The organism is Gilliamella sp. LMG 34360 (assembly GCF_984568995.1).
On the sequence record NZ_OZ474900.1, the window covers coordinates 1,239,911 to 1,256,889 of the forward strand.

Consider the following 16,979-nt stretch of genomic DNA (forward strand, 5'->3'; position numbering starts at 1 on the left):
AAAGCCCATTTGGTTAAATGGGCTTTTGCATTCAAACTAATAAAGAAATTAGTTGGTTAGATAACAACAACTTCAGCTGCTGCTGGTCCACGAGGGCTATCTTGAATAGCAAATTCGACTTGTTGACCTTCAGCTAAAGTTTTAAATCCGTCGCCGGAAATAGCTGAGAAGTGAACAAATACGTCTTTACTACCATCGGTAGGGGTTATAAAACCGAAACCTTTACTCTCGTTAAACCATTTTACTTGGCCAGTTTTCTTATTCATTTACTAGACATCCTAACAATAATTAATAATTTGCCTTTAAGGCACGAATAGACCTTCACTTAGTATTATTAATTCAACTCAAAACTAAAAATATGATTAACATTACATAAAAAAAGTTAATCGTTTTCATAATAAAATACTGCGTTATAAGTCTGCTACTATTACCGCATAAATTATAATCGAAAGCAAGGTTTTAATGACAATTTTTTAATCTTAGAGTGCCGTTTTATATAAATTTTTGTTTAAAATCAACTTAATTTGATATAAAACAATTTAAACATGACAAAAAATTATATTTATTTCGAAAGTCAAAGTTTACACTAAAAAAAAGAGTCACTAACTATTTTTTAGCGACTCTTTTTTTAACGTTTACTTAATATAAATTTTGTAAATTTTTTGGTTAAGTCTATTTTTTGTTAGCTCTTTCGAAAGATTCGATAATTTCTTTACGAGCCGCATCTGCGTTTTCCCATCCATCAACTTTAACCCATTTACCTTTTTCGAGTGCTTTGTATTGTTCGAAAAAGTGTTTGATTTGAGATTTAAGTAATTCTGGTAAATCTTCAACATCTTTAATATGGTCATATTCTTTTGAAAGTTTAGTATGTGGTACCGCAACTAATTTAGCATCTTCGCCCGCTTCGTCGGTCATTTTTAATACGCCAACTGGGCGACAACGAATAACTGAACCTGGTTGTAATGGGTACGGAGTTGGGACTAATACATCAACAGGATCACCATCAAGAGATAATGTGTTATTGATATAGCCATAGTTACAAGGATAAAACATAGCTGTTGCCATAAAGCGGTCAACAAATACTGCGCCAGTATCTTTATCTACTTCATATTTGATTGGATCTGCATTGGCAGGAATTTCAATCACAACATAAATATCATCGGGTAATTCTTTACCAGCTGGTACATTTAAAAGTCCCATTTTTTGTATCCTCTATCTAGATTAATAATAGTTTAGTTCATCAGTAATGAGCGTACATTATAAAACTTATTCTGTATCGCTCAATTCTTTTAAATATTGAAAAATTTGTCTTGCTGTTTTAGGCGGCTTATTGGATTGTAACTCTTTTTTGGCTAAACGAGCTAAAGTACGCAGTTGTTGCCTGTCAGCATTTGGGTATAAACCAATAATAGTTTCTGCATCACCCGTTTCAATAAGTTCATCGCGCAATTTTTCTAATTTATGAAATATTGCTACTTGTTGATTATGGCGATTTTTAAGTTTGTTTAGAGCAAGGGTTATCGGTTCGATATCACGATTGCGAAGCAACTTGCCAATATATTGAATTTGTCTTCTATAACCTTCTTTTTTGATTTTTTGCGCTAATTCGATAGCGTAAAGTAAATCTTCATCAAGAGGAATTTTAACAATTTCATTTTTGCTTAGATTAACTAGCTCAATTCCGAGTTTTTTAAGTTCTTCTGCATCTCTTTTGATTTCGCTCTTACTGACGTAAATGATCTCATCTTCGATCTCGTCGACAGCTAAGTTTGGTTCTTTGATTGTCTCTTGATTTTGATTCATATGATTTCTTTTGTTAACTAAAATGCAATTCTGGCTTATTATAACGTATCACTAGCAGAATTGTAGAAAATAATAAAATGAGTATAGAACAAATCAAGAAAGACGCTTTAACCCAAAAAGAAAAATTATCCGCTATTGTTGCTCATGCTATTGAGCAAGCTAAACCAAGAGTTGATTCGGTTGAAGTTTCAATTAATCAATCCACGGGTATAAGTATCAGCACTCGTATGGGGGAAACTGAAAACGTAGAATTTAATAGCGATGGTGCATTAGGCATTACGGTTTATCAAAACCAACGTAAGGGGAGTGCATCAACAAATGATTTATCCCCGCAGGCGATTGCCCAAACCATTGATATGGCCATCAACATTATGCAATATACTTCACCCGATCCTTATTCTGGTTTAGGTGATGTAGATTTGATGGCATTTGATGCTCCAGATTTAGATCTGTTCTATCCAAGTGATTTGAATGTCGATAAAGCCATTGAGCAAGCCAAACAAGCAGAAGAAGCTGCTTTAGCTTATCCCGAGATTATTAATAGTGATGGCAGTTATTTTGGAAGCCGTTATGGTATTTATATGTATGGGAATAGCTTAGGTATGTTGAATGGTTACTGTGCAAGTTCTCATTCTCTATCTTGTTCAGTTATCGCAAAACAAGATGAGCAAATGGAGCGCAATTATGCTTTCACTTCATCACGGGACATTGGCGATCTAAAATCACCCCTATGGGTCGGCCAACAAGCTGCCGAAAAAACGATTGCCCATTTAGGGGCGAGACAAATTGAGACCATGCAAGTACCTGTTCTGTTTTGTGCGGATGTAGCGGTCGGATTAATTAGACACTTAGTGAGTGCGATAAGTGGTGGTGCAATTTATCGTAAATCTTCGTTTTTGTTAGATAGTGTGGGTAAAACAATATTCCCATCTTGGTTAACTATTTTGGAAGATCCTTTCATTTTAAAAGGAATTGGTTCTTCACCATTTGATAGTGAAGGAACAAAAACCGTTAAACGTAATATTATTGAGCAGGGTATTTTACAAACTTATTTATTGAGTAATTACTCAGCCAGAAAATTAGGTCTAAAATCAACAGGACATGCTGGCGGTATACATAATTGGTTAGTCTCATCAAGTCAAACAGATACAGACTTTAATGCAATGTTAGCCAAATTAGATAAAGGTGTGGTTGTGACCTCTTTAATGGGGGATGGTGTTAATAATGTCACGGGAGATTATTCACGTGGAGCAACTGGATTTTGGGTGGAAAATGGTCAAATCCAGTATCCAATCAATGAATTTACTGTTGCTGGTAATCTCAAAGATATGTATCAAAATATCGTGGCGATAGGGAATGATCTTGAAACAAGAAGTAATATTCAATGCGGATCAATTTTAATGGAAAACATAAGTATAGCTGGAAGATAATAAAACATGCAAAAAGTGGAAAACAAAGGGATATTACAAAAAATAGCATTGTGGATGCCAGGATTAATCAGTTTATTGCATTATAGACGGGAATATTTTAATTCTGATATAAAAGCAGGCTTATCGGTCGCGGCTGTTTCGTTACCTGTATCAATTGCATACGCTGAATTAACGGGCGTAGGTGCAATAGCTGGATTATATTCAACTATTTTACCCCTTATTGTTTATGCACTTTTTGGCTCTTCTAAACAACTTATTGTTGGCCCAGATACTGCTACCTGTGCGGTAGTTGCAGCCGTTGTTTTTCCTTTAGCTGAGGATGATCCTATTTTACGTTGGCAATTGGTTATATTGTTAACCATTATGATTGGAATATGGTGTATTATTGCCGGTAAGTTGCATTTAGGGGCGCTAGCTGATTTGCTCAGTCAACCGATTTTAATTGGTCTACTTAACGGGATTTCAATCACAATTATCATTGATCAGTTTGCTAGGACGTTAGGTTTTTCTTATGACTTTTCATATTTAATTGAACGAGTCGTATATTTACCTTTCAAAATATCTGAAATCCATATTTTAACCGCATTGGTCTCGTTTTTTACTTTACTCATATTAGTTGCTTTGAAAAGATTAAGACCTCGCTATCCAGCTCCGCTTTTTGCCGTAGTGATAATGACCTTTTTTTCATGGTTATTTAATTTTGAATCGTACAGTATACGTATCATCGGTCAAGTTAGTGGTGAATTTATATCTGCTGAATCATGGATTGGTTTTGATAAAGCAAAAATGCGAGAATTAGTGGTTCCATCATTGAATATAGCGGTTATCTGTTTCGTTAGTATGATGATAACGGTTCGTAGCTTTGCCTCTAAAAATAATTATGAAACAAACGCCGATGTAGAATTTAGAGCCTTAGGTATGGCTAATATTGTAGCAGGATTATCACAAGGATTTGTGGTCAGTGGCACTTCATCGCGTACAGCTGTCAATGATGCCAATGGTGGTAAAACTCAGCTCGTTTCAATTATTGCTGCGATATTAATTGGTTTAGTGGTTCTGCTTTTCCTATCGCCTTTACAATACATTCCCACTTGTGTATTGGGGGTGATTTTAATTTACTCTTCACTTTCTCTTATTAATTTCCAAACTATATTTCGTTTTTTCAAGTTTGATCGTGATGCGTTTTACTTAAGTTTAATCACGTTTATCTCGGTGTTATTGATTGGCATTATTCCGGGTATGGCGCTTGCGGTTTTGCTAGGACTCTTTCTGTTTTTACGCCGTGTTTTCCGACCGAAAGATCAACTTTTAGGGATGGATGATAGTGGTCGTATTCACTCTTTAGGTAAAGAGGTTAAACCACTAAAAAGTACAATTATTTATCGATTTAATTCTCCACTGACTTATTTCAATATTGCATATTTCAAGCGAAAAATTATAAGTTATATTGACGAATCAGAAGAGCCAATAAATTACGTTATTGTCGATGCGATTCCTTGTTTTACTTACAAAGATGTCAGCGTTTTACTCGGTGTTGAAGAATTAGTTAAATCTTTAAAAGTTCGAAATGTTATTTTGATCCTATCTGGTCGGCGAAAAACACTCAAAAATTGGTTTAAACAGATGAATATACAGCTTGATGAAGAGTATATTGAATTTGCTTATGATCTCTATTTTTCAGTCAGGTTAGTGCAAAGTAAAGAGCATATAAACAGTGACGATGACGATGTGAATAGCATAGAACATATAGACAATAATGATGAAGAAGATGTAAATAGCAAAGACATTGATAATTAATCATTGCGTGGTTTATGGGGTATTTTATGAATAAAAAAATAATTAAGATCGAAATGCTCAGTACTGGTGATGAGGTTTTATATGGGCAAATAATTGATACCAACGCGGCGTGGTTGTCTGAATTGCTTTTTCAGGAAGGCATCTTAATGACTTCCAGACACACGGTTGGCGATGATTTAACGCAACTTATTTACACACTTAAACAACATAGTTTAGATAATGATATTATTATTGTAAACGGTGGTTTAGGGCCAACAAGTGATGATTTAAGTGCACAGGCAGCAGCATTAGCCAATCACGAATCCCTTATATTGCATCAAGAGTGGGTGGATAAAATTGAGCAATATTTTTCAAGCCGTGGTAAAACGATGTCGCCAAGTAATATAAAGCAGGCGATGTTACCCCAAAGTGCTACTTTAATTGATAATCCTATGGGAACAGCATGTGGCTTTAAAATGCGGATCAATCAGTGCCTTTTATATTTTACTCCTGGTGTCCCGAGCGAATTTAAAGAAATGGTTAAAACCTCAATTTTGCCTGAAATTAAATTAAGCTTTCCAACATTAGAAAAGAAATTATGTTATCGACTGATGACCATGGGACAAACAGAAAGTGATTTAGCAACGAAAATTGATAATAAACTAAATATACCAACTGATATTGTAGTTGGATATCGAGCAGCAATGCCAATGATTGAACTGAAATTAACGGGGCCAGAACAACAAAGAAATAAGATGGATGAGTTATGGCAACAAATTAAATCAATTGTGGCTAACAACTTCTTGTATGAAGGTGTTTTAACTCAACATGGCGATCTAGGCTTAGCAATGCTTGTTTCCAGAATTTTACTCGAAAAAAATCAAACCATCGCTGTTATTGAACAACAATCAGCAGGCGTTATTGCTCAGCAATTATTTGAGTGTGAAGCGCCGCTGGTTAAGTCGGAAATCGTTCCATTGTTTCTTGAGGATTCTAAAGACTATTTTTTAGACATATTAACTAAAAATAGGGCTGATATCGTACTTGGGCTAGTTAATTTTAGAGAAAGGAATACGGAATTTACCTTGATCATAGCTACGTCACAGCAGTTTTTGAAATTTAATTTGAGATACACAGGTCGACAACAGAATCGTCACATCACTCAAAAAATTCTTTGTGCAATCGCTTTAGATGCTTTACGCCGCTATTTTGAAAACATGCCAATTATTGGTACGAATGTTTGGTTAGATTTGATTGAATAACGATTGATAGTTTTTTGTAAAAAATCCAGCTAGCTTGGGTTTAAAAATAATATTAATATGGACATTTTGCTACAAAATTAAGTACAATAATAGATCTTTCAAATAAAGCAATTTAGTAAAACAAATTAGAGGTAAAAATGGCTCGTGTAACTGTCCAAGATGCAGTAGAAAAAATTGGTAATCGCTTTGATCTCGTTTTAGTTGCAGCAAGACGTGCTCGTCAATTACAAATTGAAAATAAATCGCCATTAATTCCAGAAGAAAACGACAAGGAAACCGTTGTTGCGTTACGTGAAATTGAAGATGGCCTTGTCAACAAACAAATTCTTGATACTGCTGATTTCCAAGCTCGTCAAGATGAAGAAGCGGAAGTTCGTTCTGCACTTCATGAATCGATTCTTCTTGATAATACTCCCTCGTACGAATAAATTCTGATGAGAATTGCTTATGCAATATTTTGATGGTTTAAAAGAGGTTGTCACATCTTATCTTCCAGCTAAACAAGTTGAAATTATTCAAGATGCTTATCTCTTTGCTCAAAAGGCGCATGACGGGCAATTCCGATGTAGCGGTGAACCTTATATCACTCATCCAGTTGCGGTTGCGACAATTTTAGCCGATATGCGACTGGATTATGAAACAATCATCGCTGCACTCTTACATGATACTATTGAAGACACACCTGTCACCTTTCAAGATATAACGGAAAAATTTGGTAAACACGTTGCTATCTTAGTTGAAGGTGTTTCTAAATTAGATAAATTAAAATTTCGCAACAGACAAGAGGCACAAGCTGAAAATTTTCGCAAAATGGTTCTCGCCATGACCGAAGATGTGCGCGTTATTTTAATTAAACTTGCTGACCGTACCCATAATATGCGAACACTGGGCTCATTAAGACCCGATAAACGCCGTCGCATAGCAAAAGAGACATTAGAGATTTATGCTCCTTTAGCACATCGTTTAGGTATTCATCATATTAAAACTGAGCTTGAAATATTGGGCTTTACAGCGATGCATCCTAATCGCGCAAAAGTTTTAGAAAAAGTCGTTGATGTCGCTCGCGGCACCAGAAAGGAACTTATTGAGCAAATTTTGTCAGAAATTAGAGGGCGTTTAACCGATGCTCATATTGATGCAGTCGTAAAAGGTTTAGAAAAAAATATCTATGTGATTTATCAGAAAATGCAAATGCGTGAACAGCATTTTCACTCAATCATGGATATCTATATTTTTCGTGTTGTCGTTAAAGATGTTGATGCCTGCTACCGAGCTTTGGGTTTAGTACATAATCTATATAAACCACGTCTTAATCGATTTAAAGATTATATTGCCATTCCTAAAGCCAATGGTTACCAATCGTTACATTCATCGTTAATTGGTCCTCATGGTACTCCAGTAGAAGTGCAAATACGCACTGAAGATATGGATCAAATGGCTGAAATGGGTGTAGCTGCTCATTGGGTATATAATGAAAAAGATGAGATTACGCATACTACTGCCCAAATTAAGGCTCAACGCTGGATGCAAAGCTTATTAGAGCTGCAACAAAGTGTTGGTAATTCATATGAATTTATTGAAAATGTGAAATCGGATCTGTTTCCTAAAGAGATCTATGTCTTTACGCCTAAAGGCCGCATTGTTCAATTACCTGAAGGGGCAACGGCCGTTGATCTCGCTTACGCAGTCCATACAGATATTGGTCATCAATGTATTGGTGCAATTGTTGATCGCAAACCTTATCCACTATCCCAACCATTAAGTAATGGTCAAACGGTTGAAATTATTACTTCACCTGAGGCTCGACCTAATGCTCGCTGGCTCAGTTTCGTGGTAAGCGCCAAAGCAAGATCGCGTATTCGTCAAGCGTTGAAATCGTTAAAACGTGAAGATGCCATGGAGCTAGGACGTCGATTACTCAATTTGGCACTAGTTAACACAGGTGGAATTGAAGCTCTTACTGATCAACAGATCAAGAAAATTTTACAAATTACCAAATTACAATCCTTTGATGATGTGTTGGCTGAAATTGGCTTAGGTAATATTATGAGTCACTTTATTGCCAAAGGCTTAAAGCATAATGAATTATTGCAAGATCAATCTGATCCAAGTTCAACTTTAGTGATAACGGGAAGTGAAGGTGTTTTAGTTATTTTTTCAAAATGTTGTCATCCAATACCTAATGACCCTATCATTGGTCATGTGAGTGCAGAAAAAGGTTTAACCGTACATCATGAATCTTGTCGTAATATAACAGGTTATCAAAATAATCCTGATAAGTATATTCCTCTTAAATGGGCGACAAATATTGACCAGTTCTTTGTTGCTGAAATTTGGGTAGATATTTTAAATAATCAAGGATCATTAGGTCATGTTCTTTCCATCATAAACGATGAAAAAGCTCATCTACAATGGTTAAATACGGAAGAAAAAGATCGACAAATTTATACTATCATCTTACAAATTGAAGTGAAAAACTCTCAACAACTTAATGAGTTAATGCGTAAACTGTCTTTACAACAAGATGTTGTGAGTGTGACTCGTAATATCAATTAATTATTATGGTAAACCGTTTTTTCAATCACATTCCATTAATTAACTTAAGTGGAATTGGTAGTAGTTTAGAAAAAAAATTCCATACTCTTGGTATTGATACCATTCAAGACTTATTATTCCATTTTCCCTTACGTTATGAAGATCGCTCTTCATCATGTGCCATTGGTGATGTAGCTATTGGCGAACATACCACGATTGAAGGTTGTATTATAAAAACCGAAGTGATTTTAAAACGCAAACAAATGTTAGTTTGTCATATTCAGGATGAATCAGGCATAGCGATATTGAGATTTATGAATTTCAATGCTGGCATTAAAGCAAGTTTGGCTCAAGGAAAATGGGTAAGTGCTTACGGTGAAATAAAAAGTGGAAAAAATTATCCAGAAATTATTCATCCACAATATAAAGTTAAAGCGAGTCGTGAAGATAATGCCTTAGCTGATGCAAGTCAGGAAAGATATACCCCTATATATCCGACAACCTATGGGTTAACTCAAAATGTGATTCGTAAGTTGATTCAATCTGCTTTATTACTGTTAAAACGTAATCCTCCCGCTGAGATTTTACCTCCTCAATTAGCGAGCCATTTTTTACCCGCGTTAGATTCATTAAATATCATTCATAACCCACCAATTGATACCGATATTAATCAATTAGTCACTGGTGAGCATTGTGCGATTAAACGATTTATTTTTGAAGAGTTACTAGCTTATCATTTAAGTATGTTGCTATTGAAAGTCGATAATCAAAAGCAACAAGCTTATGCCATGCATACAAGTCAGAAGTTTATAAAACCTTTTTTAGCATCATTACCTTTTAGTCCTACGAATGCTCAGCAACGTGTCGTTGGGGATATTTATAAAGATATGGCTAAACCTATTCCAATGATGCGTTTAATTCAAGGGGATGTGGGTTCAGGTAAAACTTTAGTTGCTGCATTGGCGGCATTAAATGCCATAGAAAATAATCAACAAGTCGTCTTAATGGCACCGACCGAGATATTAGCGGAGCAGCACTATAACAATTTTAAACAATGGTTTGAACCCCTTGGCATCACTGTGGATTGGTTATCTGGGCGTTTAACGGCAAAAAATAAAAAGCAGCGTTATGAAGGCGTACAAAGTGGCAATATCACTATGTTAATTGGTACGCATGCTGTTTTTGTTGATAAAGTGGAATTTGCAGCTTTAGGCTTGGTGATTATTGATGAACAGCATCGCTTTGGTGTTAATCAGCGATTAACATTGTGGGAAAAAGGTATAAAAGAAAGTATGCATCCTCATCAATTAATTATGACGGCAACACCGATCCCAAGAACGTTGGCAATGACTGTCTATGCTGATTTAGATGTCTCGGTGATTGATGAGTTACCGCCTGGCCGCACGCCTGTTACAACGGTCGTTATTCCTAATTCTCGACGAGATGAGATTATTGAAAAAGTCAATCAAGCTTGTTTAAGTGCACGGCAAGTTTATTGGGTTTGTACCTTAGTTGAAGAGTCAGAAACACTTGATGCCCAAGCTGCCGAAATATTAGTTGAAGAATTGCGTGAGCGATTACCTAATTTATCCATAGCGTTAATACATGGCAAAATGAAATCAGATGAAAAGCAGTTGGTCATGCAAAACTTTAAAGCAGGTAACACTCAACTCTTAGTTGCAACAACGGTAATTGAAGTTGGTGTTGATGTACCCAATGCAAGTTTGATGATTATTGAAAATGCTGAACGACTCGGGTTAGCTCAATTACACCAATTACGTGGGCGAGTTGGCCGGGGTAGTGCCGTTTCTCATTGTGTTTTAATGTACCAAGCTCCACTTAGTAAGGTCGCTCAATCCCGAATGAGAGTCATGCGTGAAAGCAATGATGGTTTTGTTATTGCCCAAAAAGATCTTGAAATTCGTGGCAGTGGTGAAATTTTAGGGACTCGTCAAATGGGTGTGGCAAACTTTAAAATCGTTGATTTAATTCGTGATCAACATCTGATTAGTGAAGTACAAAAAACATCTAACTATCTACAACAAAACTACCCACAAGTCGCTCAGCAATTAATAGCTTGTTGGCTTCCAGATCGTCAAAAATACATTAATGCTTAGTGCTAAACGATTATTTATTTTTTAAGCCTAATCAATCAGATTAAATATAACTCTAATATGGCTGATCTTTTTTATAAATGATTTCTTTTTGGGAATTTCTTTGTAAAAAAGTTACAGGTTACACCTACGTTTCAGTAAAAAATGGCTGGAATAATGGTATGAGTTGTAATGATTTAACGTTAAATATCCGCATTTATCAGTAAAATCAGACATAGTAAAAGATCTTCTTTTTTGACTGAATAAAAGTGACTTTGTAAAAAAGTTTCAGGTAACACCTACGTTTCAGTAAAAAATGGCTGGAATAATGGTATGAGTTGTAATGATTTAACGTTAAATATCCGCATTTATCAGTAAAATCAGACATAGTAAAAGATCTTCTTTATTTGACTGAATAAAAGTGGCTTTGTAAAAAAGTTTCAGGTAACACCTACGTTTCAGTAAAAAATGGCTGGGATAATGGTATGAGTTGTAATGATCTAACGTTAAATGCTCGTATTTATCAGTAAAATCAGACATAGTAAAAGATCTTCTTTTTTGACTGAATAAAAGTAGGTTTGTAAAAAAGTTTCAGGTAATACCTACGTTTCAGTAAAAATGGCGGGGATAATAGTATAAGTTGTTATGATCGAACGTTAAATGCTCGTATTTATCAGTAAAATCAGACATATTAAAAGATCTTTTTTTTTGACTAAACAAAAGTAGGTTTGTAAAAAAGTTTCAGGTAATACCTACGTTTCAGTAAAAAATGGCTAGGATAATAGTATGAGTTGTTATGATCTAATACTATATGTCACATCTATCAGTAAAAAAGACCAGTGTATGGATTGTTAAATAGCGTTCAAAAAAGTGATCAATATAAAATAATTGAATACGCCCATTTTTTAATTGATGTCGTTGTAGATCGGTTCATAAAAACTCATTTGATCCAAAAAAATTAAAAATTAGATTGAATGTTGCAACCTAACTCAACATAAGTAAACAAATGAATATTTTTGATATCAAAGTAATATATAACGATTTGATTATTTATGCTTTGCACGGATATGGCTATCGTGTAATATAGTCGGCATCGTACAAATGAAATAATTGTGAATGTTCTATGAAATCATCTATAAAATTACTTTCTATACTTTTAATTACATTGACATTATTGGGATGTGGACTGAAAGGACCTCTTTATATGCCTGCTGAAAACTCAACAGCATCAATGGATTCGGATTCAATTAACCAAACATCATAATGGAATAGCTTATGGATTTTCTACATTATCAAAACGGTCAATTATTTGCTAATCAAGTTGCTATATCTGATTTAGCTGAGCAGTATGGTACACCATTATATGTCTATTCATCAGATTATATCACTAAACAGTTTTTAGCTTATCAACAAGCTTTAACCGATACGAACCACTTAATCTGTTATGCAGTTAAGGCTAACAGTAATTTATCCGTATTAAAACAATTGGCAAATTTAGGCGCAGGATTTGATATTGTATCTCAGGGTGAGTTGGAACGCGTGCTAAAAGCGGGGGCAGATGCTAACAAAGTTGTCTTTTCTGGTGTGGCAAAATCAATTGTTGAAATTGAACGTGCACTGACAGTGGGTATCAAATGTTTTAATGTTGAGTCCGAACCTGAGCTTTACCGAATCAATGATATTGCTAAAAGATTAAATAAGATTGCAGCAATTTCGTTAAGAATTAACCCCGATGTTGATGCCAAAACTCATCCTTATATTTCAACCGGATTACGTGAAAATAAATTTGGTATTAGCTATCAGTTAGCATTGGATGTGTATCGTAAAGCCCAATCATTATCGAATATCAAAATAGCAGGCATTGACTGTCATATCGGTTCTCAGTTAACTGAATTATCGCCATTTTTAGATGCGGCTGATCGTATTGTGGCATTAGTTGACGAATTAAACGCTAATAACATTAATATTGAACATATTGATTTAGGTGGTGGACTTGGTGTTTGTTATAATGATGAAAAAACCATATCCCCTTTACAACTTGTTACTGAGTTGAAAAAGAAATTTGCCAAATACGCTAATGTTGAGCTTCTCTTTGAGCCGGGTCGTTGTATTGTGGCCAATGCGGGACTATTAATTACAAAAGTAGAATATACTAAGCATCAAGATGGTAATCATTTTGCCATTGTCGATGCGGGTATGAACGATTTAATTAGACCAGCCCTATATGACGCTTGGATGCGAGTTTTACCAGCAAAAGAACCAAAATCATCAGATGAGACCTTGATATATAATGTCGTCGGCCCAATTTGTGAATCAAGTGATGTGTTGGCTTATCAACGTGAGCTTTCGGTTCAACAAGATGATTTGTTAGTGGTTTGTAGTGCTGGTGCTTATGGATTTAGTATGGCATCGAATTATAACAGTCACCCAAGACCTGCAGAGGTGATGCTAATTGGCGAGCAACAACATAAAATTATTCGCCAGCGAGAGTCATTTGACGATTTATGGCGAGGTGAATCTCTATAATAAATAAAATTTCTGATGATTTAGAAATTCAGTGATAGGGTTTCATTCATCAGTCATTGTGATGACCTTATTAGGTTATATAACTCAATAGATAATTATGTTTTTTTCAATAGAAGGTAGAAATAGATGAACTTTTCAAAAATGCATGGACTCGGAAATGATTTTATGGTCATTGATGCGGTAACCCAAAATGTTCATCTTTCGACTGAAATGATTAAACGTCTTGCCGATAGATATACTGGAGTTGGTTTTGATCAACTTTTGATTGTTGAGCCTCCTTATGCTCCAGATACCGATTTTCATTATCGAATTTTTAATGCTGATGGTAGTGAGGTTCAGCAGTGTGGAAATGGAGCTCGTTGTTTTGCGCGTTTTGTTCGCTTAAAAGGTTTGACTAAAAAACGTACTTTAAAAGTTAGCACGATGAAAGGTAATATTGTGTTAACTGTTAACGATGATGAAACGGTAAGAGTCAATATGGGGCAGCCTACTTTTGAGCCGAGCAAAGTACCATTTAAAGCAATCAAAGAAGAAAAAACATACATCATTCGTGCCCAAGAACGCACAATATTATGTGGCGTTGCTTCAATGGGTAATCCGCATTGTGTTCTTCAAGTGGATAATGTCATTACCGCAGAAGTAGAAAAATTAGGTCCATTATTGGAGTCGCACGAACGTTTTCCTGAACGAGCCAATATTGGTTTTATGCATATTATCGATCGTAATAATATCAATCTACGCGTATTTGAACGTGGTGTTGGTGAAACTCAAGCTTGTGGTACTGGAGCATGTGCTGCTGTCGCAGTTGGTATTAATCAAGGATTGCTTAACAGCAAAGTTAAAGTGAACCTGCCTGGGGGTAAGTTAGTCATAGAATGGCAAGGAGCAAATAAACCGCTTTATATGACAGGTCCCGCTACGCATGTTTACGATGGATTTATTGCGATTTAAATTTGGTTTGATAGTAAAGTCGATTAGTAAAATTTCATTCTTGGTTAATAAGTTATTTAAAAAAACTAACTATTATGAGTTTAAGTAATTTTTTAGCCTAGTGTGTCATATCGGTTATAACAGAGATTCAGCATGGTTGCTAAAACAACACAATCTTATAAAACAAAAAATACAAAACCAACAACTCGTAAAATGAAATTGAATGATGAGATGGTTAGTCAATATTTGAATGACAATCCAGATTTTTTTATTAGAAACGCAAGTCTTTTTGAAAATATGCGCATTCCTCACCCAATTAGAGGAGGCGTTTCACTCCCTGAATGGCAAATGGCAAGGCAGCGCAATAAAATTAGTCATCTTGAGGCTGAAATAACCTTGTTAATGGAATATGCGCGTTCTAATGAATTGTTGTTTAATCAATTTATGGATCTGCAAATTCAAATATTTAAAGCTGATGATCTTGATGAATTGGTACAAATATTAAAAAATTGGGCAAAATCGTTGGGTCTTAATGGTGCTTATTTATATCTTTTTGATGATAAATGGTTAATTAACGCCCCTTCAAAATATCAACACTATGCTTTAAATCGTTCAGGTTTTGATTTTATTCGAGTTAGGCATCTACAATACAGCAACCAATATCTAGGTCCATTAAATACTACTGAACTGGATTTTTTATTATCTGAACGTAATTATATCGGTTCTGTTGCTTTATCCTTATTAGGACAATTTGGTGATTTGGGGATCTTAATGTTTACCAGTTCTGATCCGCATCATTATCAAGAAAAACAAGGTACACTATTATTGGAAAAAGTGAGTCAACTATTACCTATATTAATTGAAAAATGGGTTATGCGAAAAAAATAAGGTAAGTTATGATTCAATCCTCTCAAAATAATCTTTGTTTACTAACCGAACCGGTTGAGCGTTTTTTAAATTATCTAAAATCGGAAAAACAGCTTAGCCTAAATACCCAAGTCAATTATCGACGTCAGCTTTATGCGCTTATCGCCATCGCAAAAGAAGTGGGCATCACTAAATGGCAGGATGTAGATTCATCGGCAGTAAGATTATTAATTAGTCATAGCAAACGAACCGGTTTACAGGCAAGAAGTTTATCTTTAAGGTTATCGGCGCTACGCAGTTTTTGTGATTGGATGATAAAAAATGAATCTATTAGTGCCAATCCCGCTCGTGGTGTTTTAAATCCTAAATTAGGGCAACATCTTCCTAAAAATATTGATATTGATGAAATTAATCAATTGCTCGATATTAATTATAATGATCCCCTTTCAGTACGCGATAGAGCAATGCTTGAACTTATGTATGGTTCAGGGCTACGATTGTCAGAATTAGTCAATCTTAATTGCCGTGAATTGAACTTGAATGAGGGCGAAGTCCGAGTGATGGGTAAGGGGAACAAAGAGCGAAAATTACCATTAGGTTATGAGTCTATTAAATGGATTAATAATTGGTTATCAATGCGTAATTTATTGGATCCTAAGGATGATGCCTTATTTATCTCCAAATTAGGTAAACGCATTTCACCTCGTAATGTCGAAAAAAGATTTGCACAATGGGGTGTTAAACGCGGATTATCAGTGCATGTTCATCCGCATAAATTACGGCACTCATTTGCCACTCATATGTTAGAATCGAGTGGTGATTTGCGAGCCGTACAAGAGTTGTTAGGTCATGCAGATTTATCGACCACACAAGTTTATACTCATTTAGATTTTTCACATCTGTCTGAAGTTTATGATTCTACCCATCCAAGAGCGAAAAGAGGAAACAAGTAATGCATATTTATCGTTCCATGAACACAATTAAGGCAATCACTTTCGATCTGGATGATACTTTGTATGATAATAGTGACATTGTTGAAAAATCCGAAGAGGAAATTGTCAAATATTTACAGCGTTATGAGGGTTTACAGCATTTGACCGTATCAGCACTGCATTTAGAGAAAAAATCGGTGCTTGCTGCGAATCCAGAAATTTATCATGATGTTGTAGTTTGGCGAATTGAAACCATCAAATCTCTTTTAAATAAGGCAAAAATTCCATCAGAAAAATGGTCAAACATTATTGACGAAACAATGGATACATTTAATTTTTGGCGTCATAAAATGCATGTTCCACCGTCGACTCACGCCTTATTAACTAAATTAGCATCCAAAGTTCCTTTAGCAGTGATCACTAATGGTAATGTTGAGGTTAATAAAATTGGATTAAGTGATTACTTTCAATTTTCTTTACGTGGAGGTGCTGATGGACGCTCAAAACCTTTTCCTGAAATTTTTAATTTAGCGATTTCCAAATTGGGTGTACCAGCAGGTAACATATTACATGTAGGTGATAACTTGTTAACCGATGTGAATGGTGCCATCAATAATGGTTTATTAGCCTGTTGGATAAATATCTTTAATCAAGATATTTTTCATCTTGCCGATGCTCGATGTTTACCCCATATTGAGATAAGCCAATTGCCTGAATTGGATAATCTGTTATAATTTTGTAAATATCTGTATAAATAGACAGTGAGACTAAGTAGGATTTACATTTAATTAAAAACCTTTCTTTGTATCCTATTTATTTACA

The 16,979-nt window shown here is 35.1% G+C and carries 15 protein-coding genes; 12 read left to right on the forward strand and 3 right to left on the reverse strand.

The annotated features are described in order from the left end of the window. Positions 1 to 56: 56 nt before the first annotated feature. The 3 genes from cspE to yjgA form a co-directional block, all read right to left on the reverse strand. The gene (gene cspE / locus AC5LW9_RS05600) at positions 57 to 266 is read right to left on the reverse strand and encodes a transcription antiterminator/RNA stability regulator CspE (RefSeq protein ID WP_065619463.1); all 210 of its coding nucleotides are present in this window, start codon (positions 264 to 266) and stop codon (positions 57 to 59) included. 406 nt (positions 267 to 672) lie between these two features. After that, positions 673 to 1,203 (reverse strand): inorganic diphosphatase, encoded by a 531-nt coding sequence (ppa, locus tag AC5LW9_RS05605; RefSeq protein WP_025315033.1) that lies wholly within the window; start codon positions 1,201 to 1,203, stop codon positions 673 to 675. A 66-nt stretch (positions 1,204 to 1,269) separates the two neighbouring features. Next, positions 1,270 to 1,806, reverse strand: a complete 537-nt coding sequence (gene yjgA, locus AC5LW9_RS05610) for a ribosome biogenesis factor YjgA (RefSeq protein ID WP_198226608.1) — start codon at positions 1,804 to 1,806, stop codon at positions 1,270 to 1,272. A gap of 77 nt (positions 1,807 to 1,883) precedes the next feature. Here yjgA and pmbA point away from each other — a divergent pair, with 77 nt between their 5' ends. The 12 genes from pmbA to yigB all read left to right on the forward strand — a co-directional run bounded on the left by pmbA (position 1,884) and on the right by yigB (position 16,891). Next, the gene (pmbA, locus tag AC5LW9_RS05615) at positions 1,884 to 3,236 is read left to right on the forward strand and encodes a metalloprotease PmbA (RefSeq protein WP_493456474.1); all 1,353 of its coding nucleotides are present in this window, start codon (positions 1,884 to 1,886) and stop codon (positions 3,234 to 3,236) included. A 6-nt stretch (positions 3,237 to 3,242) separates the two neighbouring features. Further along, on the forward strand, positions 3,243 to 5,033 hold the full coding sequence (locus tag AC5LW9_RS05620; protein WP_198226612.1) for a SulP family inorganic anion transporter: 1,791 nt from the start codon (positions 3,243 to 3,245) through the stop codon (positions 5,031 to 5,033). Positions 5,034 to 5,059: 26 nt separating this feature from the next. After that, complete coding sequence (locus tag AC5LW9_RS05625; RefSeq protein ID WP_493456475.1) at positions 5,060 to 6,274, forward strand: CinA family nicotinamide mononucleotide deamidase-related protein; 1,215 nt, start codon at positions 5,060 to 5,062, stop codon at positions 6,272 to 6,274. 137 nt (positions 6,275 to 6,411) lie between these two features. Continuing rightward, on the forward strand, positions 6,412 to 6,702 hold the full coding sequence (gene rpoZ, locus AC5LW9_RS05630; protein WP_025315037.1) for a DNA-directed RNA polymerase subunit omega: 291 nt from the start codon (positions 6,412 to 6,414) through the stop codon (positions 6,700 to 6,702). Positions 6,703 to 6,721: 19 nt separating this feature from the next. Next, entirely contained in the window at positions 6,722 to 8,830 is a 2,109-nt protein-coding gene (spoT, locus tag AC5LW9_RS05635; protein WP_493456476.1) for a bifunctional GTP diphosphokinase/guanosine-3',5'-bis pyrophosphate 3'-pyrophosphohydrolase, read from the forward strand. A 5-nt stretch (positions 8,831 to 8,835) separates the two neighbouring features. Further along, positions 8,836 to 10,926, forward strand: coding sequence for an ATP-dependent DNA helicase RecG (gene recG, locus AC5LW9_RS05640; RefSeq protein ID WP_086326709.1), 2,091 nt, complete (start codon positions 8,836 to 8,838; stop codon positions 10,924 to 10,926). A 1,099-nt stretch (positions 10,927 to 12,025) separates the two neighbouring features. Next, a complete protein-coding gene (gene lptM / locus AC5LW9_RS05645) occupies positions 12,026 to 12,166 on the forward strand; it encodes an LPS translocon maturation chaperone LptM (protein ID WP_198226620.1) in 141 nt (46 codons plus the stop codon). 11 nt (positions 12,167 to 12,177) lie between these two features. Then, complete coding sequence (gene lysA, locus AC5LW9_RS05650; protein ID WP_493456477.1) at positions 12,178 to 13,428, forward strand: diaminopimelate decarboxylase; 1,251 nt, start codon at positions 12,178 to 12,180, stop codon at positions 13,426 to 13,428. A gap of 126 nt (positions 13,429 to 13,554) precedes the next feature. After that, positions 13,555 to 14,379 (forward strand): diaminopimelate epimerase, encoded by an 825-nt coding sequence (gene dapF / locus AC5LW9_RS05655; RefSeq protein WP_039126192.1) that lies wholly within the window; start codon positions 13,555 to 13,557, stop codon positions 14,377 to 14,379. 192 nt (positions 14,380 to 14,571) lie between these two features. Further along, positions 14,572 to 15,246 (forward strand): DUF484 family protein, encoded by a 675-nt coding sequence (locus AC5LW9_RS05660; protein ID WP_039126236.1) that lies wholly within the window; start codon positions 14,572 to 14,574, stop codon positions 15,244 to 15,246. An 8-nt stretch (positions 15,247 to 15,254) separates the two neighbouring features. Next, on the forward strand, positions 15,255 to 16,178 hold the full coding sequence (gene xerC / locus AC5LW9_RS05665; protein ID WP_144092308.1) for a tyrosine recombinase XerC: 924 nt from the start codon (positions 15,255 to 15,257) through the stop codon (positions 16,176 to 16,178). Continuing rightward, positions 16,178 to 16,891, forward strand: coding sequence for a 5-amino-6-(5-phospho-D-ribitylamino)uracil phosphatase YigB (gene yigB, locus AC5LW9_RS05670; RefSeq protein ID WP_493456478.1), 714 nt, complete (start codon positions 16,178 to 16,180; stop codon positions 16,889 to 16,891). Before xerC ends, yigB begins: the two co-directional genes overlap by 1 nt. The last annotated feature ends 88 nt before the right edge of the window (positions 16,892 to 16,979 follow it).